17 protein-coding genes and 1 pseudogene are annotated in these 21,544 nt (G+C 57.6%); 5 read left to right on the top strand and 13 right to left on the bottom strand.

Annotated features, from left to right (window positions below; all coding sequences use genetic code 11):
• Positions 1-335: 335 nt before the first annotated feature.
• The 3 genes from treC to treR form a co-directional block, all read right to left on the bottom strand.
• Entirely contained in the window at positions 336-1,979 is a 1,644-nt protein-coding gene (gene treC, locus DD597_RS12805) for an alpha,alpha-phosphotrehalase (protein ID WP_047054020.1), read from the bottom strand.
• Between the two features lie 51 nt (positions 1,980-2,030).
• The gene (gene treB, locus DD597_RS12800; RefSeq protein ID WP_003863402.1) at positions 2,031-3,449 is read right to left on the bottom strand and encodes a PTS trehalose transporter subunit IIBC; all 1,419 of its coding nucleotides are present in this window, start codon (positions 3,447-3,449) and stop codon (positions 2,031-2,033) included.
• A gap of 127 nt (positions 3,450-3,576) precedes the next feature.
• Entirely contained in the window at positions 3,577-4,524 is a 948-nt protein-coding gene (gene treR, locus DD597_RS12795) for a trehalose operon repressor TreR (RefSeq protein WP_015572520.1), read from the bottom strand.
• A 387-nt stretch (positions 4,525-4,911) separates the two neighbouring features.
• Between treR and mgtA the strand changes: the two genes are divergently transcribed.
• A complete protein-coding gene (mgtA, locus tag DD597_RS12790; protein WP_129256268.1) occupies positions 4,912-7,620 on the top strand; it encodes a magnesium-translocating P-type ATPase in 2,709 nt (902 codons plus the stop codon).
• A gap of 200 nt (positions 7,621-7,820) precedes the next feature.
• On the top strand, positions 7,821-10,205 hold the full coding sequence (locus DD597_RS12785; RefSeq protein ID WP_129256267.1) for a beta-N-acetylhexosaminidase: 2,385 nt from the start codon (positions 7,821-7,823) through the stop codon (positions 10,203-10,205).
• 94 nt (positions 10,206-10,299) lie between these two features.
• On the opposite strand, the gene gbpA is transcribed toward DD597_RS12785, so the two are convergent.
• From gbpA to DD597_RS12760, 5 genes are all read right to left on the bottom strand, one after another.
• Positions 10,300-11,748 (bottom strand): N-acetylglucosamine-binding protein GbpA, encoded by a 1,449-nt coding sequence (gene gbpA, locus DD597_RS12780; RefSeq protein ID WP_003863387.1) that lies wholly within the window; start codon positions 11,746-11,748, stop codon positions 10,300-10,302.
• Between the two features lie 138 nt (positions 11,749-11,886).
• A complete protein-coding gene (ridA, locus tag DD597_RS12775; RefSeq protein WP_003863373.1) occupies positions 11,887-12,273 on the bottom strand; it encodes a 2-iminobutanoate/2-iminopropanoate deaminase in 387 nt (128 codons plus the stop codon).
• 73 nt (positions 12,274-12,346) lie between these two features.
• On the bottom strand, positions 12,347-12,808 hold the full coding sequence (pyrI, locus tag DD597_RS12770; protein ID WP_008501390.1) for an aspartate carbamoyltransferase regulatory subunit: 462 nt from the start codon (positions 12,806-12,808) through the stop codon (positions 12,347-12,349).
• A 12-nt stretch (positions 12,809-12,820) separates the two neighbouring features.
• Positions 12,821-13,753 (bottom strand): aspartate carbamoyltransferase, encoded by a 933-nt coding sequence (pyrB, locus tag DD597_RS12765; protein WP_022650292.1) that lies wholly within the window; start codon positions 13,751-13,753, stop codon positions 12,821-12,823.
• A gap of 34 nt (positions 13,754-13,787) precedes the next feature.
• Complete coding sequence (locus tag DD597_RS12760) at positions 13,788-13,892, bottom strand: pyrBI operon leader peptide (RefSeq protein ID WP_022646880.1); 105 nt, start codon at positions 13,890-13,892, stop codon at positions 13,788-13,790.
• Between DD597_RS12760 and DD597_RS12755 the strand changes: the two are divergent.
• A pseudogene (locus tag DD597_RS12755) lies at positions 13,872-13,989 on the top strand (hypothetical protein). The gene DD597_RS12760 and the pseudogene DD597_RS12755 sit on opposite strands and share 21 nt — an antisense overlap.
• Positions 13,990-13,992: 3 nt before the next feature.
• Here DD597_RS12755 and DD597_RS12750 read toward each other — a convergent pair.
• The 5 genes from DD597_RS12750 to arcA form a co-directional block, all read right to left on the bottom strand.
• Positions 13,993-14,472 carry an arginine repressor gene (locus tag DD597_RS12750; RefSeq protein ID WP_032608385.1) on the bottom strand — a complete coding sequence of 160 codons (480 nt, stop codon included), beginning with the start codon at positions 14,470-14,472 and terminating at the stop codon, positions 13,993-13,995.
• A gap of 80 nt (positions 14,473-14,552) precedes the next feature.
• A complete protein-coding gene (locus DD597_RS12745) occupies positions 14,553-15,956 on the bottom strand; it encodes a YfcC family protein (protein ID WP_129256266.1) in 1,404 nt (467 codons plus the stop codon).
• A 46-nt stretch (positions 15,957-16,002) separates the two neighbouring features.
• Entirely contained in the window at positions 16,003-17,007 is a 1,005-nt protein-coding gene (argF, locus tag DD597_RS12740; protein WP_003863360.1) for an ornithine carbamoyltransferase, read from the bottom strand.
• Positions 17,008-17,126: 119 nt separating this feature from the next.
• A complete protein-coding gene (locus DD597_RS12735) occupies positions 17,127-18,038 on the bottom strand; it encodes a carbamate kinase (RefSeq protein WP_023315296.1) in 912 nt (303 codons plus the stop codon).
• Positions 18,039-18,047: 9 nt separating this feature from the next.
• Complete coding sequence (gene arcA / locus DD597_RS12730) at positions 18,048-19,268, bottom strand: arginine deiminase (RefSeq protein ID WP_023305333.1); 1,221 nt, start codon at positions 19,266-19,268, stop codon at positions 18,048-18,050.
• Between the two features lie 674 nt (positions 19,269-19,942).
• Here arcA and DD597_RS12725 point away from each other — a divergent pair.
• Together DD597_RS12725 and yagE are read left to right on the top strand one after the other, a co-directional pair.
• Positions 19,943-20,395: a YhcH/YjgK/YiaL family protein gene (locus DD597_RS12725; RefSeq protein ID WP_015572526.1), complete on the top strand. Its 453-nt coding sequence runs from the start codon at positions 19,943-19,945 to the stop codon at positions 20,393-20,395.
• 239 nt (positions 20,396-20,634) lie between these two features.
• Positions 20,635-21,543, top strand: coding sequence for a 2-keto-3-deoxygluconate aldolase (gene yagE / locus DD597_RS12720; protein ID WP_129256265.1), 909 nt, complete (start codon positions 20,635-20,637; stop codon positions 21,541-21,543).
• The last annotated feature ends 1 nt before the right edge of the window (position 21,544 follow it).

The raw sequence follows: 21,544 nt of genomic DNA, 5'->3' as shown, positions 1-21,544 counted from the left end.
GAGAAGTATTCACCGGGCGTATTCCTCGCCGCGGCAAAGACTTCCCGCGTGCCCAGCCCGTGTTATCCACAATTCCGGCCAGCGTAAGCGCCGTCTTGTTGTTGGAATAGTAGACGATAAATACAAGATGTTGGGTCGGCGTGCATTTTAAGTGCTACATATAGTGATTTGCATCAAACATGTTTGCGATTTTTTTGATGCAGGACAAAGTAAAAAGACGAGAGTACAAACGGCGGGCGCTGGGGCAATTGTAAAGACGCGAAGGAAAAATCTGATTAATTATTCAACAAAAACAGCAAAGTAAGCCGGACACGGCATCGTGCCCGGCGGAGGAATTACTGCTTTAGCCACCACACGGCTTCAAACGGACGAAGCATTGAGGTTTGAGGGGCGGGGTAGTTGCTTATCACCACCTGCGACTCGCCGCTGAGAGCGTCCGCTTGCCATTCCTGAGGCAAATGGCTCAGGTTCGCCACCACCATCAGCGTTTGCCCCTGCCACTGGCGGCGATAACACCACAGGGAAGGGTGGTCAGGCAGGAGATCCTCATAATCCCCCCACGTCAGTACCGGCAGGGTTTTGCGCAGGCGAATCAGCGACTGGTAGGTGTAGAACACCGAATCGGGGTCGTCCAGCGCCGCGCGGACATTCACGGTTTCGTAGTTGTCGCAAACGCCAATCCACGGCTCGGCCTCGGTAAAGCCCGCATTATGCGAGGCGTCCCACTGCATCGGCGTGCGGCCATTATCGCGTGACTTACTCGCCAGAATCGCCAGTAGTTCATCGGTATCGCGTCCGTTAGCCCGCTGTTCGGCGAACATGTTCAGACTTTCCACGTCGCGGTAGTCGGTGATACGGCTGAAATGCGGGTTGGTCATACCCAGCTCTTCACCCTGGTAGATATACGGCGTGCCCTGCATCCCGTGCAGCACCATGCCGAGCATTTTCGCCGCCGCCACGCGGTGTTCCCCTTCGTCACCAAAGCGCGACACGATGCGCGGCTGGTCATGGTTACACCAGAACAGCGCGTTCCAGGCTTTATTGTGCATCCCCTGCTGCCAGTGGCGGAAAAGGGTTTTCAGCGCCACGAAGTCCGGCTTTGCCTTCGTCCATTTTTCGCCGCCGGGGTAGTCCACCTTGAGGTGGTGGAAGTTAAAGGTCATCGACAGCTCGCGGCCATCAAGAGACGCGTACTGCTGGCAGTTCTCCAGCGAGGTGGAGGACATCTCGCCCACCGTCATCAGGTTACGCGGGGTAAAGACGTCCCGGCTCATCTCCTGAAGATATTCGTGGATGCGCGGCCCGTCAGTGTAGAAGCGGCGACCGTCGCCGAGGGTATCGTCCGGGAAATCCTGATCTTTTGAAACCAGGTTGATGACGTCCAGACGTAAGCCGTCCACGCCGCGATCGGCCCAGAACTCGCACACTTTTTTCAGCTCGGCGCGCACCGCCGGGTTTTCCCAGTTGAGATCCGCCTGCTCCGGTGCGAACAGGTGCAGATAATACTGTTCGCTTTCGGCGTGCCAGCGCCAGGCGTTGCCGCCAAATTTGGAGCGCCAGTTGTTGGGAAGCGTATCCGGCGTACCGTCGCGCCAGATATAGAACTGGCGGTACGGACTCGCTTTATCCAGCGACTCGCGGAACCAGGCGTGCTGCGTGGACGTGTGGTTAAAGACCATATCCAGCACGATGCGGATACCGTGTTCATGCGCCCGGGCAACCAGTTCGTCAAAGTCGTCCAGCGTGCCGTAGGTCGGGTCAATGGCAGTGTAGTTCGCCACGTCGTAACCGTTATCCACCTGCGGCGAGATATAAAACGGCGTCAGCCAGATAGCGTCAATGCCGAGGGTTTTCAGGTAGTCCAGGCGCTGCGTTACGCCGCGTAGATCGCCCGTGCCGCTGCCGGTGGTATCCTGGAAACTCTTTGGGTAAATCTGATAGATGACGCCGTTCTGCCACCAGTGAGGAAGGGTATTCATAGTGCGTTCCTGCAAATGCGAAGGGGCGCAACTGCGCCCCGAAAGAGAGAATTAAACAATCTGCAACGTGCCCTGACGGAACTTACGCTGATAAACCACGGTAGTCAGCGCCATTGGGATGATAATCGCCACCGCCATCGCCAGCGCAAATACCTGCCAGAAAGCGGGTTGAATGGAGAGGATCCCCGGCAGGCCGCCGACGCCAATCCCGTTCGCCATCACGCCGTTCAGGCCGCACAGCAAGCCCGCCAGACCGGAGCCGATCATCGCGCAAAGCATCGGGAAGCGGTATTTGAGGTTGATACCGTACATCGCCGGTTCAGTGACGCCGAGGTAAGCGGAGATGGCAGCCGGAACGGAGATCTCACGCTCGTTGTGCTTACGGCTGACGATGATGATGCCGGTTACCGCCGAGGCCTGCGCAATGTTAGACAGGGCGATGATCGGCCAGACAGGCGTACCGCCGAGGCTCTGGATCATTTGCATATCGATCGCCAGCGTGGTCTGGTGCACGCCGGTGATCACCAGCGGAGCGTAGAGGAAGCCAAACAGCGCGGCACCGATTGGCGCGAAGCTGCCGGTCATCAGGTGACGGACCGCGAAGGCCACGCCGTCGCCAATCATGCGGCCAAACGGACCGATAAAGGCGTGCGCCAGGAACACCGCCAGGATCAGCGAGCAGACCGGGACCACCACCAGATACAGGTAATCCGGCACGATGCGCTTCAGGCGCGTCTCAATAAAGCCCAGCGCCAGACCCGCCAGCAATGCCGGGATCACCTGCGCCTGATAGCCCACTTTGGCGATGGTAAACAGGCCGAAGTTCCACACCTCTGGCGTTTGCTGACCAAGTAAGTAAGCGTTCATTAACTGCGGAGAGACCAGCGTCACGCCGAGCACGATACCGAGAATTGGCGTTCCGCCCATCTTGCGCACCGCGGACCAGCAGATCCCGACCGGCAGATAGAAGAAGATCGCTTCGCCAATCAGCCACAGGAAGTCATAGATACTTTGCAGCGCCGGGTACATCTGCGCCAGGGTTTTGCCGTCGCTCATTGGCACATCGCCGATGACGTTACGGAAGCCCAGAATTAAGCCCCCGCTGATCAGCGCTGGCAGCAGCGGGAAGAAGATCTCCGCAAAATGGGAAATCAGCTGCTCATGCCATTTCATATTCTGACGCGCGGCCTTCTTCGCCTGCTCTTTATCTGCGGAAGAGTGCCCGGTAGTCGCCAGCAGAGCCTGATAGTAATCGCCCACTTCGGTACCAATCACCACCTGGAACTGCCCGGCATTGGTGAAGCAGCCTTTAACCATGGAAAGCTCTTCAATGGCCTTCGGGTTGGCTTTGGCCGGATCGTTCAGCACGAAGCGCAGGCGGGTAATGCAATGGCTGACGGTGGCGATGTTGTCGCGTCCGCCGACCAGGACGATCAGCTGATCGATATCTGTTTGTTTGACTTTACTCATCATGAAACCTCATGACAGATGGTGATAGGGGTTATGACCTGTGCGCAAGCCTACTCCTTCAACGTGACGGCGAAAATGGGAACGTTCCCGAAATCGGGCGAAGATCACAATAATCTATTCAAAAGAATTATGAGAGATGGGCTGGGATAACGATCTGACGGGGCTCGGTACGCCCGGTAATTTGCTCGATCAGCTGCGCGGCAGCCTGCCGGCCAGATTCGGCGTAACCCGGATCAACGCTGATAATCTCCGGGTGTAAGAACTTCATCAGCGGCGTGCTTCCCACGCTCGCTAATTGCAGCTCCCCGATGCGCTGCTCCTGCAAATATTTGCTCGCACCCAATGCAAGGGTATCCGTGGCGCATACCAGGGCGGTGGTTTGTGGCGTCAGCACGCTGGCGACCTGTTCATATCCCTGTTTCATACCCAGACCGGGCAGCGCGGCCACGGCGGGGAGATTGTGTTTTTTACAAAACGCCAGGTACGCTTCATGGCGACGCTTGCCGGTGGTGATGTCGGCATGCGGCACGCCGAGATAGCTAATATGCCGATGGCCCTGTTCATACAGGCGCTGCATCAGGATCACGATCGCCCCTTCGTCATCGTAACAGACAGAGGCAAACCCGCTTGCGTCGCGCGCCAGCAGCACCAGTGACGGCTGCCAGGGTTTAAGCACGTCCTCTTTTAGGCCGGTAAATCCGAACAGCACCACCCCATCAATATTACGGCGCTGAAGCATACCGAGATGCTCCTCCACCATTTGCGCGGAGAACTTGCTCTCCATCATGATCGGATCGTAGCCCTGCTCGTAGAACGCGGGCAGCATCGTCTGTACGGCGAGGTTTTCGGAGAGGGAATCCAGACGCGAGACGATAATGGCGACCACTTTATCGCTCTGCCCGCGCATGGCGCGCGCGGAGCGGGAAGGGGAAAAACCGTGCTGATTCATCACCGCCTCGACGCGCTCGCGTGTGCGCTCGCTGACACCGCTTTCGTTGTTCAGCACGCGTGAGACAGTCGATTTCCCCACGCCGCTTAAACGCGCGATGTCTTTAATCGTAAGGCGGTTCTGCATGCTGTATTCCCTGTAACAACGATAAAATAATCAATTGAGCCTAATGCTATCCTGCGAATTCGCTATGGGCAAAGTCTGGTTTACGTTCGGTTTATTTGCAGGGCGTTATAATACCGCCCGATTAGTCACAAACGGTATGGATAAATCTCTATACTGCGCGCCGATACCCAACTTTTTACTTACCGGAGGCCACATGGATCCCGATCCCACACCTCTCCTGACCCGGAGAAAACCTTCTTACCGGTAAGCCAGCTTTTTGCTGTCTCACCGGCGTGAGGCAGCAACGTTCATACGTTCCTGCTTGATAAATTAAGTGCCTGACAGGTACGGCTTTGCCACGCCTGCGGGAAAGACTGCTTCCGCCTTTGCGGATGCGGGGGAATGACTATGTTGAAAAATATCACCCGGCAGCTGCAAGCGCTGCTGAGCCGTCACCTGCCACATCGCCTGATTGCGCGCGATCCGCTGCCAAATGCCAACACCATGGCGGGAGCGGCAATCCCCGCTTCCCTGACCGAGCGCTGCCTGAACGTGGCGGCGATGGATGAAAACGAAGTCTGGCGCGCCTTTGGCGGCCACCCGGAAGGGCTGAACGCGCAAGAAGTGTCAAAAATCCGCGCGGAACATGGCGATAACCAGATCCCGGCGCAGAAACCCTCTCCCTGGTGGGTCCACCTGTGGCTCTGCTACCGCAATCCGTTCAACCTGCTGCTGACGGTGCTCGGGATTATCTCTTACGCCACTGAAGATCTGTTTGCCGCAGGCGTGATTGCCCTGATGGTAGGGATCTCCACGCTGCTGAACTTTATTCAGGAAGCGCGCTCCACCAAAGCGGCGGATGCGCTGAAAGCGATGGTCAGCAACACCGCCACCGTGTCGCGCGTGATTAACGACCTCGGCGAAAACGCCTGGATTGAGCTTCCCATTGACCAGCTGGTGCCGGGCGATCTGGTGAAGCTGGCGGCGGGGGACATGATCCCGGCGGATTTACGTATCATCCAGGCGCGGGATCTGTTCGTCGCGCAGGCGTCACTCACCGGTGAATCCCTGCCCGTAGAGAAGGTGGCGCGGACCCGCGATCCGCAGCAGATGAACCCGCTGGAGTGCGACACCCTGTGCTTTATGGGCACCACGGTGGTTAGTGGCACCGCGCAGGCGATTGTCACCGCCACCGGCGGCAATACCTGGTTTGGACAGCTTGCCGGACGCGTCAGCGAGCAGGAGAGCGAGCCGAATGCGTTTCAGAAAGGCATTGGCCGCGTCAGCATGCTGCTGATCCGCTTTATGATGGTCATGACGCCAATTGTCCTGCTGATCAACGGCTACACCAAAGGCGACTGGTGGGAAGCGGCGCTGTTCGCGCTCTCCGTGGCCGTTGGCTTAACGCCGGAAATGCTGCCGATGATTGTCACCTCCACGCTGGCGCGCGGGGCGGTCAAACTCTCTAAACAAAAGGTGATTGTTAAACACCTCGACGCCATCCAGAACTTTGGCGCGATGGACATTCTTTGCACCGATAAAACCGGCACCCTCACCCAGGACAAAATCGTGCTGGAGAACCACACCGATATCGCCGGAAAGACCAGCGAACGGGTGCTGTACAGCGCGTGGCTGAACAGCCACTACCAGACCGGGCTGAAAAACCTGCTCGACGTGGCGGTGCTGGAAGGTGTGGATGAAGAGTCTGCCCGCATGCTCTCCGGGCGCTGGCAGAAGGTGGACGAAATTCCGTTCGACTTCGAGCGCCGCCGCATGTCGGTGGTGGTCAGCGAGCAGCCGGACGTGCATCAGCTGATCTGCAAAGGGGCATTGCAGGAGATCCTGAATGTTTCCACGCAGGTGCGCCATAACGGCGAGATCGTGCCGCTGGATGAGACCATGCTGCGCCGCATCAAACGCGTCACCGATAACCTGAACCGCCAGGGGCTGCGCGTGGTGGCGGTAGCCAGCAAGTTCCTGCCCGCGCGGGAAGGGGACTACCAGCGTATCGATGAATCTGATTTGATCCTCGAGGGTTACATCGCATTCCTCGATCCGCCGAAAGAGACCACCGCACCTGCGCTGAAAGCGCTGAAAGCGAGCGGTATCACCGTCAAAATTCTCACCGGCGACAGCGAGCTGGTGGCGGCCAAAGTGTGCCACGAAGTCGGCCTGGACGCGGGCGACGTCGTCGTGGGGAGCGACATTGAGCTCCTGTCTGACGATGAGCTGGCCGACCTTGCCCAACGCACCACGCTGTTTGCCCGCCTGACGCCGATGCATAAAGAACGCATCGTCACTCTGCTGCGTCGCGAAGGGCATGTAGTGGGCTTTATGGGCGACGGCATCAACGATGCGCCAGCCCTGCGTGCGGCGGATATCGGTATCTCCGTAGACGGCGCGGTGGATATTGCCCGCGAAGCAGCGGATATCATTCTGCTGGAAAAGAGCCTGATGGTGCTGGAGGAGGGCGTCATCGAAGGGCGTCGCACCTTCGCCAATATGCTCAAATACATCAAAATGACCGCCAGCTCGAACTTCGGCAACGTCTTCAGCGTGCTGGTGGCGAGCGCGTTTCTGCCGTTTCTGCCGATGCTGCCGCTGCATCTGCTGATCCAGAACCTGATGTACGATGTCTCACAGGTCGCCATCCCGTTTGATAACGTGGACGACGAGCAGATCCAGAAGCCGCAGCGCTGGAACCCCGCCGATCTGGGGCGCTTTATGCTGTTCTTTGGGCCGATCAGCTCCATCTTCGACATTCTGACCTTCTGCCTGATGTGGTTTGTGTTCCACGCCAACACCCCGGAACACCAGACGCTGTTCCAGTCCGGCTGGTTCGTGGTGGGGCTGCTGTCCCAGACGCTGATTGTGCACATGATCCGCACCCGCCGCATTCCGTTTATCCAGAGCCGTGCCGCGTGGCCGCTGATTGTGATGACGGGCATTGTGATGGCGCTCGGGATCGCGCTGCCGTTCTCGCCGATGGCAAGCTACCTGCAACTCCAGGCGCTACCGCTGAGCTACTTCCCATGGCTGGTGGCGATCCTCGCGGGTTACATGGTGCTGACGCAGATGGTGAAGGGGTTCTATAGCCGTCGGTATGGGTGGCAGTAACGGCAAGCCCGGTGGCGCTGCGCTTACCGGGCCTACGATCCGAACGTAGGCCGGGTAAGGCGAAGCCGCCACCCGGCAGCTGGCTTTCCTCCCAAATTCAACAACCTGTGATCTCCGTCGGCGCATTCGCTTGACGACAATTTGAGCGCATGTTAACAGAATGTTTTGCCTGTATTTGGCCCGTCAGATAAGGAACATTCATGTTACGGTACAGTCTCTTAACCGCCGGGCTCATGCTCGGCGCCTCCGCCTTTGCCGCACCGGCAGGCGACCTTCCCTTAATGCCCTGGCCTGCGAAGGTTGAACGCCCGACCACTCAGGGCGCGCTGGAGCTTAACAATCAACTCACCGTGAGCGTAAGTGGCGACGATCTGGGGGATGCGGTCAACCGCCTGCGCCAGCGCATCGCCCTTCAAACCGGCTGGACGCTACAGCCGCAGGCCGAAAAACCTGACAAGCCGACCATCCGCATCGCCATCGCCAAAAAGGTGAAGCCGCAGCCGCTGCCGGACAGCGATGAGAGCTATAAACTCACGGTGGACGCCAACGGCGTAAATATCTCCGCCAATACCCGCTTCGGCGCGCTGCGCGCCATGGAAACCTTGCTTCAGCTGATGCAGAACGGCGCCGAAAACACCTCGATCCCGTGGGTGACCATTGAAGATTCGCCGCGCTTCCCGTGGCGCGGGCTGCTGCTCGATTCGGCGCGCCACTTCCTCCCGATTCCGGATATTAAACGCCAGATCGACGGCATGGCCGCGGCGAAGCTCAACGTGCTGCACTGGCATTTGACCGACGATCAGGGCTGGCGCTTCAGCTCAAAGCGCTACCCTAAGCTGACCCAGCTTGCCAGCGACGGGCTGTTCTACACCCCTGAGCAGATGCGCGAGATTGTGCGTTACGCTGCCGAACGCGGCATACGCGTGGTGCCGGAAATTGATATGCCGGGCCACGCGTCGGCGATTGCCGTCGCCTACCCGGAGCTGATGAGCGCGCCGGGGCCATACGCCATGGAGCGCCACTGGGGCGTGCTGAAGCCAGTGCTGGATCCCACCAAAGAGGCAACTTATACCTTTGCCGACGCGATGGTCAGCGAACTGGCGGCGATCTTCCCGGATCCATATCTGCATATTGGCGGCGATGAGGTTGACGACAGCCAGTGGAAAGCGAACGCTGCGATCCAGAGATTCTTGCGCGACAACAAACTGGCGGACAGCCACGCGTTGCAGGCGTATTTCAACCGCAAGCTGGAGACGATCCTTGAGAAGCACCACCGGCAGATGGTTGGCTGGGATGAGATCTACCATCCCGATCTGCCGAAAAGCATTCTGATCCAGTCCTGGCAGGGACAGGACGCGCTGGGGCAGGTGGCGCAGAACGGCTATAAGGGCATTCTCTCAACCGGTTTCTACCTCGATCAGCCGCAATCCACCGCCTACCACTACCGCAATGAAATTGTGCCGCAGGGGCTGAACGGCGTGGATGTGATAGCGGACACCGACAGCGTCCAGAGCTGGGCTTTCTCCATGCCGCGTCTGAAAGGCAAGCCGGTGGAAGGCAGCTTTACGCTGGTGAAAGGCGATGCTGGCTGGCGCGGATTTATTGATTTTGCCGGGAAATCGCGTCGGGCGGTGGATAACATTCAATGGCGGGACGACAATCAGGTAACGTTTACCGTTGATACCTGGATGGGTGAAACGCGTCCGGTCGTTTCTGTTGAGAACGATAAGCTCAGCGGCTATTTCCTGGTGGGTAACGCCCGCTACCCGATTAGCGGCACGCGTCTGGACGCGGTCCCAAAAGGCATACCGCCGGTGGTGCCGGACCCGGCGAACGAGGCCAATCTGCTCGGCGGTGAAGCCGCGCTGTGGGCGGAAAACGTGGTCGCGCCGGTGCTGGATATCCGTCTGTGGCCGCGCGCCTTTGCGGTGGCGGAGCGGCTATGGTCGGCGAAGGACGTCAACGACATCGACAACATGTATACCCGGCTCCAGGCGATGGACAGCTGGTCGACGGTGTCGGCTGGACTACAGCAGCATACCCAGCAGCAGGTGCAGTTCACGCGCCTCGCCAACAATGCGGATACCCTTCCGCTGCAAATTCTCACCCAGGCGCTTGAACCGGCGCAGTATTACACCCGCCAGCATCTTAAGTTCCAGGCTGGAAACTATCATCAGTTTGAGCCGCTCAACCGGCTCGCTGATGCGCTAAACCCGGAAAGTGCGACCGTGCGTCAGATGAATAAATGGGCGGACCGTCTGGTGAGCGACGCGGAAGACACGGAAAGCGCCGACGCGCTGCGCCACGTCTTTAACCGCTGGCAGAACAACACCAGCGACGCGCTGGCGCTAAGCGAAAACAGCTATCAGTTGAAGGCCATTAAGCCGGTGATCCAGGAGGTGGATAAGCTGGCCGCGATTGGCCTGAGGCTGACGGATCTGGTGGCGCGCCAGGGCACGCTGGATGATAAAGAGATTGCGTCGATCCAGAGCGAACTGGATAACGCGGCGAAGGTTCAGGACGAGGTAATGATTGCGGCGGTGTACCCGCTGGAAACGCTGCTGCGCGCGACGCGGAATCAGTAGTAAAGAACCCTCACCCCAGCCCTTTCCCAAAGGGAGAGGGTGTATAAATTCCCTCTCCCTTTGGGAGAGGGTTAGGGTGAGGGAATCAGATCACTCAGTCCTTCAACACCCATGCCTCTCTCCAGTGCGCGCCCACGCCTGGTTCAAACTGGTTTGCGGTTGGGCTGTACTGCACGCAGTAGCCGCTGAACGGGACAGGCCTGCATTCGTAGGTCTTACCGTCTTTCGGCTGTAGCACTACGGTGCCCGCTTTGTAGGACGCGACGTTATCCGGGAAGATAAAGTCATGCGGGCCGTTGCTGTCCGCCGCGTCGCTTTCCAGCATCAGATCCAGCACGTCCTGCGCGAACAGGGTGCCGTCTTTGTTGGTGGCGTAGTATTTCAGCATATGGTGACCCGCCGTGACGTCAGTCAGGGTCATGGTCACGTCCTGGCTGGCGTTATTCATCTCCTGCTTCAGATACCCCTTTTCCGCACCGCTGTGGTTCATCACGTGCGCTTCAACGTTCACGTCGCCTTTGGTGTTCACGTGGAAGGTGACGGACGCCTTGCCATTCTCGATTTTGCTGTAGTGCAGGTTAGATACCGCGATGGTTTCATTCACTTCCGCCTTCTGCTCTTCGTACGAAATCGCAACGGACTGAAGGGCGCTGCCGTCTTTGACGAAGACGCTGTTCGCGCCGTGAACCGGGCTAATTTCGCCCGCTTCATCCTTCACCCCGACACGCACATCGCTGTACGCGGCGTTGATCTTCTGCGCCAGATCGTAGGACCACTGGTTCGTATCCCCCTGGGCAACGGAGCCGATGGTCAGCTCGGTACGCAGGGCGGCAACTTCCCCGTTGGCGTCGAAGAAGCGTGCAATCACTCTATCGCCCGTGTTCAGGTTATTCCCGGCAATCTGTCCGCTCAGGGTTTTACTCCACTGGGATATCACCGCTGGGGTGTCGTCCGGCGTGACGTTGCCGCCGTTACCGAAATCAACGTCAATGGCCTGATAGAAACTGTTTGCGGTATCCGCAATTTCCCACACGCCATAAATAACCTGGTAGCCCGTACGTTCCGGGACATTACAGGTCATGGATTTTGTCATCGCCGGTGCCTGACCATTTCCGTTAATAGTACAGAACGGCGTTAATTCGAACTGGTCACGGGTCAGCGGTTTATTGGGGTCCCAGTTTTGTTTGGTAATGTAATAACGCCAGTTGGTGGTTTTATGCGGCGCGGTATGGTGCCAGACAAATTCATGCGGGCCTGCCGTCATGGGATTTTTGGTCCAGGCGTTCAGGCTCTGCTTATCAAGCTGGGAGTAGCTGGCAATACCGGCGCTGGCAAGCTGGCCGTCAGGCGGCATCGCACCCGTCGGGAAGCCGGAGGTCTTTTCTACGCTCTGCGGTTCATATTGTACAGAGCCACAGTCAATATTCTGGCCGAGCTTACACATATAAGCGCGGCTGGCAGGGGATTCTATATATCCGTGTGCAAGTGCGGAAGACGCAACCGTTAATGTGGTTACCGCCAGCGCAATTTTAGAGAGTTTCATTCATCATCCATTAATTAGAATAGAGCAAGGCAGCGTCAGTCTATTAATGGAGTGGCGGATGCGTCATTTCCCGGAGAGAGTAAAAATGGTCGAAATAAAAAAAGGCAGCCAGAGCTGCCTTCTCTTTCTTGAAATAAATTAGCGACGTACGGCAATCGCTTCAATTTCAATTTTCACGTCTTTTGGCAGACGCGCCACTTCCACACAGGAGCGCGCCGGGAAGGTGGCGTTGTGCTCGGTGAAGAACGCTTCGTAAGTGGCGTTAACGGTCGCAAAATCATTCAGATCTTTCACGAACACGGTGGTTTTGACGATATCGCCCACTTTCAGACCGGCAGATTCGACGATCGCCTGCACGTTTTCCAGCGACTGACGCGCCTGCGCCGCTACGTCGGCAGGTACTTCACCGGTTTTTGGGTTCACCGGGATCTGGCCAGAAGTGATGATCATGCTGCCCAGATCAACGCCCTGAACGTATGGGCCGATAGCCGCTGGTGCATTTTCCGTCGCGAGTACTTTGCTCATTTTTTCTCCAGAATTACAGCGTTAAGAATGTTCCCGGCCATTATAACAGCCGGGATTTCATTACCAACCTCAATTAGTTGGCCAGCACCACATAATGAGAAAACTCTTTTTCGCAGTATTTGCATTTGAGTGCGATGTCATTGGCGCGCTTTTTCACTGCAAAGCTGGAGGAAACCGGCTCAGCATGACTGATGCAGTTGCTGTTCGGGCAGACCAGCACGCTTTCGATACGTTCTGGCAGGCTCGGGCGTGATTTGCCGACCACTTCGTACTCGTCGATGCGGTTGACGGTGGCGTCCGGCGCGTACAGCGACAGCTGGTTAACCTGCTCGTCGGTCAGGAAGGTGTTCTCGATTTTGATCAGGTCTTTGCGGCCCATCTCGCCCGACGGCAGGTTCAGGCCGATGGTGATGCGCTGGTCGGTTTCGGTCAGTTTGAACAGCGTCAGCAGCTTAAAGCCCACCTGCGCAGGGATGTGGTCAATCACGGTGCCACGCTTGATGGCTTCAACCTGGAGTTTGTTATCGTGTGTCATGGTCGTCTCCCCTTACAGAGCTAATTCGCGATTCAGAACCAGTGCCAGTAACGCCTGGCGGGCGAAGATGCCGTTTCCGGCCTGCTGGAAGTACCAGGCGTGCGGCGTTTTATCCACGTCTGTGGTGATCTCATCGATGCGCGGCAGCGGGTGCAGCACCTTCATGTTGTCGCGCGCGCCTTCGAGGTCGCCGGCGCGCAGCACGAACTGCGCCTTCACGTTGGCGTACTCGGATGGGTCAAGACGCTCTTTCTGCACGCGGGTCATGTAGAGAATATCCACGTTGCCCATCACCTCTTCGATGCTGGCGTGCAGGCTCCACGCGATGCCTTTTTCGTCCAGCATATCGAGAATGTACTGCGGCATCGCCAGCGCGTCCGGCGCGATGAAGAAGAAGCGGTTGCCGTTAAATTTCGCCAGCGCCTGGGTCAGGGAATGGACGGTTCGGCCATATTTCAGGTCCCCGACCATGGCGATGTTCAGGTTCTCAAGCGTGCCCTGCGTCTCCTGAATGGTGAACAGATCCAGCAGGGTCTGCGTTGGGTGCTGGTTGGCACCGTCACCGGCGTTCAGCACCGGAATGCCGCCGGAAAACTCGGTCGCCAGACGCGCCGCGCCCTCCTGCGGGTGGCGCATCACAATCGCGTCGACGTAGGTGCTGATCACTGAAATGGTATCCGCCAGGGTCTCGCCTTTTTTACCCAGCGACGTGTTGCTGCTGTCAGAGAAGCCCACCACGCTCGCGCCCAGGCGGTGCATGGAGGTCTCAAAGGAGAGGCGGGTGCGGGTCGAGGCTTCAAAGAAGCAGCTCGCAATCACCTTGTGCTTCAGCAGCTCCGGTTGCGGATTGGCCTTCAGTTTTGCCGCGGTTTCCAGAACCAGTTCCAGCTCTTCGCGGCTGAGGTCGTTTATGGAAATGATGTGTTTTTGATAAAGCGGATTCATGTTTATCTCCTGACGCCGGGCAAAAAAAAGCCCCTCAAATGAGGGGCTCTGGGAATAGGTTTAGCAACGGGAAGAAAAACGGCAGGCCAGCGTCTGATTTCAGACGCGGTAAGACGTTATGTCGTACACGCTTGACCATGCTTCCTCCCGGCAAATTGTCGGGCATTATACGCAGCTCGCTTTTGGGATCAAGCGATTTAATGCACGCTTTACTCAATGCAAACGGTTCTTTATGAATATTAATGCGTTCTGAGTAAATAATTAATTTGCTTATGCACCAGCGCGGTGCGCTTCACTATGCGGGGCGCGACCCAGACAATACTGCTTCCGGCCACCACGCCTAAAATTTCCGGTAACTGGTGATAATCCAGAATACGCGCCACCGCGCGGCCATATCCGGCGACGGTATGGATAAGGATAAATTCGCTGTTGTGCTCCACGCTCACCACCATTTCAGAGACGGTACGCGCCGCATCGGGGGCCGGGCGCAGCTGGGGATTCAGCGAATAAATCTTTAGCCCTTTGGCATTGCGAATTTTTATGACACCAAGCAACTTGAGCAGACGTGAAACGGTGGACTGGCTGATGGTCTCAAAACCCCGCTCCTGTAAGTCGCGGCGGATCTCTTCCTGGGAGAGATAGCTCTTTTCCGCGATCAGACGCTGGCAGACCGTTAGCTGTAGTTGCTCTTTGGGAGAGTACTCTTCGTAATCCATCATAGTTCCCATATCAGTTCCCGAAATAACCGGTGGCACCGCACCGATCCGTAGGCCGGATAAGCGCAGCGCCATCCGGCAAATCACAACAAAGCGCCCAGGCTTAACGCCACCATAATCACCACCGTTAAAATCCCCAGCAGCGGCGCGACCCATTTCAGATAACGCACGTAGGGCACGCGGGCGATAGCCAGCCCGCCCATCACGACGGCAGAGGTGGGAGTGATCAGGTTAACGATGCCGGACGCCGACTGGTAAGCCGTAACCACCAGGTCGCGGTTGACGTTAGCGAAATCGGCAAGGGGCGCCATGATCGGCATCGTCAGAACGGCCAGGCCGGACGAAGAAGGCACAAGAAACGACAGCACCACTTCCAGCCAGTACATCACGTTGATGAACGCCACCGTCGACAATCCGGTGACCATTCCCTCGGCGCTGTGCAAAATGGTGTGGGTAATCATGCCCTTATCCATGATCACTACGATACCGCGCGCGATGCCGATAATCAGCGCGACGCCCAGCAAATCTCGCGCGCCGTTGATAAAGGTTGAGGTCAGCTCCTCTTCGCTCATGCGGGCGATCAGCCCGATGATAATGGCGCTGGCGAGGAACATCGCCGAGATCTCCGCCATCCACCAGCCCAGCACCGCCACGCCGTAGATCATCACCGCAAAGGCGAGGGCGAAGATCACCAGGATGAGTTTGCGCACCGGGGTAAACTCCAGCGACTGCTCGCCCTTGTTGCCGAGGAAGTGGGCGCGGTTCTCTTCCTGCTTATCCGCCACGATCGACAGCGACGGATCCTTGCGCACCTTACGGGCGTAACGCATTACCCACGCCACGCAGATGATCCAGCCGATCACCAGCAGCGCGATGCGCAACATGATGCCGTTGGTGAAGGGGATCCCGGCGGCGTTGGCGGCGATCACCGTGGCGAACGGGTTGATGGTGGAGCCGAGGGTGCCGATCCCCGCGCCGAGCAGCACGGTAGAGGCCGCAACCACCGGATCGAACCGCGCCGCCAGCATCACCGGCACCAGTAAGGTATAGAAGGGCAGCGACTCTTCTGCCATGCCGTAAATCGTGCCGCCCGCGGCAAACAGCGCCATCAGGATCGGGATCATCCACTCTTCGCGGCCGCGCAGCCGGGTGGTGACGCGCTCGATCCCGGCGTCTATCGCCCCGGTTTTGGTAACGATCCCGAGGAATCCGCCGATGATCAGAATAAACAGCGCCACGTCGATGGCTCCGGCCTGGCCGGATTCCGGATCGTACAGCCCGGCAATCGGCGCCATCAGCACGGAGACCAGACCTTGCGGGTGCGCTGCCACGTGCGCGTAGGTGCCAGCAACCGGCACTTCTTTACCGAGCGCCTCGTTCATTGCCATATGGTACTGCCCGGCCGGAACAATCCACGTCAGCACGGCAACCACGGCAATCAGAAAAAAGAGAATGGTGTAAGCGGAGGGAAACTTGAACTTGCCCATGATGTTCTCCTGAACCCGGCGCACCCCGCGGCGCGCCGGGCGGTGATTAGTCGCCGAGTGTCGCCACCATGACCGCTTTAATGGTGTGCATGCGGTTCTCTGCTTCGTCGAAGACGATGGAGTTCGGTGATTCGAAGACCTCTTCCGTCACCTCCAGCCCCTTCAGCCCGTACGCCATCTCGATTTCGCGGCCCACCTTAGTGTGCTCGTTGTGGAATGCCGGCAGGCAGTGCATGAACTTGACGTTCGGGTTACCGGTGGCCTTCATCACGTCCGCGTTAATCTGATATGGCTTCATCAGGCTGACGCGCTCGGCCCAGGCTTCCTTCGGCTCGCCCATGGAGACCCACACGTCGGTGTAGAGGAAATCGGTCCCCTGCACGCCTTCTTCCACGTCGTCGGTGAGGGTGATGCGCGCGCCCGTCTCTTTCGCAATGGCGCGGCACTGCTCAACCAGGCCTGCCTCCGGCCAGAAGGATTTCGGCGCCACGAGGCGGATATCCATCCCCATCTTGGCCGCACCGACCATCAGCGAGTTGCCCATGTTGTTGCGCGCGTCGCCGAGATAGGCAAAGCTCAGCTCCGGCAGGGTTTTGCCTGGGGAGTGTTCCAGCATGGTCATCAGATCGGCGAGAATTTGCGTTGGGTGGAACTCGTCGGTTAGGCCGTTCCACACCGGCACCCCCGCGTACTCGCCCAGCTCTTCAACGATGGCCTGGCCGTAGCCGCGATATTCGATGCCGTCATACATGCGGCCCAGCACGCGGGCGGTGTCTTTCATCGACTCTTTATGGCCAATCTGCGAGCCGCTTGGGCCGAGATAGGTGACCTGCGCGCCCTGGTCGAACGCGCCCACTTCGAAGGCGCAGCGGGTGCGGGTGGAGGTTTTTTCAAAGATCAGGGCGATGTTTTTCCCGACCAGGGTTTGCTTCTCGCGCCCGGCTTTTTTGGCGGCCTTGAGCTCGATGGCGAGGTCAATCAGGTACTGGATCTCCGCCGGGGTGTAGTCCAGCAGTTTCAGGAAGTTGCGGTTTTTCAGGTTAATGGTCATGGGGAAATCCTTTTTAAATTGTTAGCTGTCTGATGCCCTCACCCCGGCCCTCTCCCACGGGGAGAGGGGGGCTTACATTCCCTCTCCCTCCGGGAGAGGGTTAGGGTGAGGGGAGGGGTTTAGTTACGAATCAACGTGCCTTTCTCGCCCGCCAGGATCTCCGCGCCGTCATTCAGCGCGCCGATCCCGGCAATGCCGCCGCAGGCCTCAACAAACTCGCGGCAGGCGGCTACTTTCGGCCCCATCGATCCGGCGTCGAACTGCATGCCTCTGAGCAGCTCCGGCGTCACCTGCGCCAGCGGACGCTGGGTTGGCTTGCCCCAGTCGAGGTACACCGCGTCGGCATCGGTCAGGATCAGCAGGGCGTCGGCCTCGATCTGGCGCGCCAGCAGGGCGGCGGAGAGGTCTTTGTCGATCACCGCCTCAATGCCGCGATAGCCGTTGGCGTTTTCCACCACCGGCACGCCGCCGCCGCCGTTGCAGATCACCAGATGGTCGCGCTGGATCAGCGCCGTGATGGCGTCGCTCTCGACAATGCGCTTCGGCTGCGGAGAGGGCACCACGCGGCGGAAGTAGCTGCCGTCGGCCTTAAACACCCAGCCTTTCTCCGCGGCCAGCGTTTTGGCCTGGGCTTCGCGGTACACCGGGCCGATGTACTTGGTCGGGTTACTGAAGGCCGGGTCGGCGGCGTCCACTTCCACCTGCGTGAGCAGGACGCTGACCTCGCGCTGGGGCAGATTGTTTTTCAGCGCCTGCTGGAGCATGTAGCCGATCATTCCCTGGCTTTCGGCGCCAAGAACGTCCAGCGGGTAGGGCGTGACTTTGTCGTAGGCGCTGTTTTGCAGCGCCAGCAGTCCGACCTGCGGGCCGTTGCCGTGCACCAGCACCACGCGCCACTGCGCCGTTAAGCCGGCGATGGTGCGGGCAGCCTGCTCGATGTTCTGGCGCTGGATCTCCGCTTCAAGCGGTTCGCCGCGCTTGAGCAGCGCGTTGCCGCCCAGGGCCACAACCAGAGTGGGTTTTCGTTCCATGATGGCTCCTTAAATTCCGTCGCGTTCCAGCGGGCAGCTCATGCAGCGCGCGCCGCCGCGGCCGCGTCCCAGCTCGTCGCCCGGGATCGGCAGCACGGTGATGCCCGCTTTGTCGTACTTCTCGTTGGTCCAGACGTTGCGCTCGTAGCCGATCACCACGCCCGGGCGGATGGTCAGGACGTTGTTAGCGTCGTTCCACTGCTCGCGTTCGGCTTCAAAGGCATCGCCGCCGGTGGTGATCAGACGTACCTGGTTAATGCCGAGCGCTTTCTCGATGGCGTGCAGCAGGTCGGTTTCCTGGGTGCGCAGCAGGCCGCCGCGGCCGTCCGGGGTGAGCGTCCAGCACTGGGCGTCTTTGCGCACCACTTCCGGGTAGACGGAGAAGGTATCCACGTCGATGTGGGTCATGACGGTGTCGAGGTGCATGCAGGAGCGGTGTTTTGGCAGCTCAACGGCAATCACGCGCTCGGCCTGGCGGTGTTTAAACAGGCTGTTAGCGAGGAACTCCACGCCCTGCGGGGTGGTGCGTTCGGACATGCCGATCAATACCGCCCCGCGACCAATGACTAATACGTCGCCGCCTTCTAAAGTGGCGTGGTCGTAATTAATATTCTCGTCGCCGAAATACTTAATAAACTCGCCGTCGGCAAATGCGGGATGCCAGCGATATATTGCCCGCAGGTTATTCGTTTCACGCTGGCGGGCGGGTTTCGCCATCGGATTAATGGAGACGCCGTTATATATCCAGCAGGAGGTATCGCGGGTAAATAAGTGGTTCGGCAGCGGCTTCATAATAAAATCATTCGCCGTGTGGGTATCGACCACCATATTTTTAATGGCCGCCGGAATTTCACCGTAGGTTAATCCGCCGCTTAACCTGCGCGCCAGTTCGCGGTGCGGCATATCCGCCAGCCAGCCGCGTACGTCGGCGGCGAAGGTTGGCCCCAGGCGATAGTCGGAGATTTGTGTTTCAAGAAGCCAGGCTTTTGCTTCCGCAATATCAAGCGTTTGCGTAAGAAGGTCGGTCAACAGGAGGACTTCCACACCCTGCTCGCGCAGCGTGTTTGCGAAGATGTCATGCTCTTCACCCGCCCGTTCAACCGAGAGCACGTCATCAAATAACAGCTCCTGACAGTTTGAGGGGGTTAACCGTTTCAGACTTAAATTAGGACGGTGCAGCATAACGCTACGCAATTGACCAATTTCAGAACCGACGTAATGCTTTTCCATAATTATTCCTTTAACTTTTTTCAGAATAAAAAGGGCATGCGCCATGTGAGGTGTTTAATTTCATGGCGGCTAAGCTCAATAGATTTCGTGAGTTATAGTAGGCGCTTAAATAATGGTTATTGTGACATTGCTCACGCGAAAACCGATATTGATGAGTTTGTTTTCAATTGCATGATTCGTATCAGATAATGATTAATTTCATATTATTACGGGATGAATAGCTAAGCAGGAACGGGTGGCAATATTTGAGTTTGTTATTATTTTGTAGAATTACATGTTTTGAAATATTTAGTTATATGGTTGATTTTAATGGATAAAATGTTGATTCGGGAATAGCTATGCAATAATGACAGTTAACTATTTTTCACTTAAGATAAATCAATAAATAATTATGGATTTTTAAAGGAAATAACCAAAGTGATAAAGTGTGATATGCCAACAGGTTTTGTGAGTTACGTTTTAAATTCAGTGAGTTAGACCCTATGTGCAAAGTGCATGAAATGAGGTTATGCATAACCACTGCATAAATGCCTGTGTGCAATTAACAGTGGATTAACACATTTCCCGATAAACATGCGCTGACGCAAATCTTGTCAAAAAAGGGCTGGTATGGAAGAAGCATTTCTCGTATAAAACATGAAAATGAAACAATGTTTTAATCTGAGGGTTGTATCATGATTATTGGCAATATTCATCATCTCCAGTCCTGGCTGCCAGAAGAGCTGCGTCAGGCCATTGAGCACGTTAAGGCCCACGTCACCGACGCGACGCCGACCGGCAAGCACGACATCAACGGCAACAGCCTGTTTTATCTGGTTTCGGAGGACATGACCCAGCCGTTCGCCGAGCGTCGTGCTGAATACCATGCACGCTATCTGGATATTCAGATTGTGCTGAAGGGGCAGGAAGGGATGACCTTCAGTACCCTGCCGCACGGTACGCCGGATACCGACTGGCTGGCGGACAAAGACATCGCGTTCCTGCCGGAAGGCGAGCAGGAGAAAACCGTGGTGCTGAGCGAAGGGGATTTTGTGGTGTTCTGGCCGGGCGAAGTGCATAAGCCGCTGTGCGCGGCGGGAGCACCTGCTCAGGTCAGGAAAGTGGTTGTTAAAATGCTGGTGGAGTAATTTTCCCTCACCCTAACCCTCTCCCACGGAGAGAGGGAACTTTTACACCCTCTCCCCGTGGGAGAGGGCCGGGGTGAGGGCACCAGACCGCACCCACGCATAATGTGATCCAGCTTAAATTTCCCGCACTCCCTCTCCATCTCTCATTTACCTGCGCTTTTCCTGCGTCATAGTATGATCGTTAATTTAACGAACACTGTTCTATAATGTAGAACAAAATGATTCAGCAAGGAGATCTCATGCCGCAGTCCGCGTTGTTTACGGGAATCATTCCCCCTGTCTCCACCATTTTTACCGCCGATGGCCAGTTCGATAAGCAGGGCACCGCCGCGCTGATCGACGATCTCATCAAAGCAGGCGTTGACGGCCTGTTCTTCCTGGGCAGCGGCGGCGAGTTCTCCCAGCTCGGCGCCGAAGAGCGTAAAACCATTGCCCAATTTGCTATCGATCATGTCGATCGTCGCGTGCCGGTCCTGATCGGCACCGGCGGCACCAACGCCCGGGAAACCATTGCGCTCAGCCAGCACGCGCAGCAGGCGGGGGCGGACGGCATCGTGGTGATCAACCCTTACTACTGGAAAGTGTCGGAAGCGAATCTGATCCGCTATTTCGAGCAGGTGGCGGACAGCGTCACGCTGCCTGTGATGCTCTATAACTTCCCGGCGCTGACCGGGCAGGATCTGACCCCGGCGCTGGTGAAAACCCTGGCCGACTCGCGCAGCAACATCGTCGGCATCAAAGATACCATCGACTCCGTCGCCCATCTGCGCAGCATGATCCACACCGTCAAAGGCGCCCATCCGCACTTCACGGTGCTGTGCGGCTACGACGATCATCTGTTTAATACCCTGCTGCTCGGCGGCGACGGGGCGATCTCGGCCAGCGGCAACTTTGCCCCACAGGTGTCGGTAAATCTTCTGAAAGCCTGGCGGGATAAAGACGTGGCGAAAGCGGCTGAGTATCATCAGACCTTACTGCAAATACCGCAGATGTATCAGCTGGATACGCCGTTTGTGAACGTCATTAAAGAGGCGATTGTGCTCTGCGGCCGCCCGATTTCCACGCACGTGCTGCCGCCCGCCTCTGCGCTGGACGAGCCGCGTAAGGCGCAGCTGAAAACCCTGCTGCAACAGCTCAAGCTCTGCTGAG

The sequence above is a fragment of the Enterobacter cloacae complex sp. 677-3DZ2D5B genome (assembly GCF_004136695.1).
Lineage (GTDB): Bacteria > Pseudomonadota > Gammaproteobacteria > Enterobacterales > Enterobacteriaceae > Enterobacter > Enterobacter hormaechei_C.
This window is presented reverse-complemented; position numbering and strand designations above follow the sequence as displayed.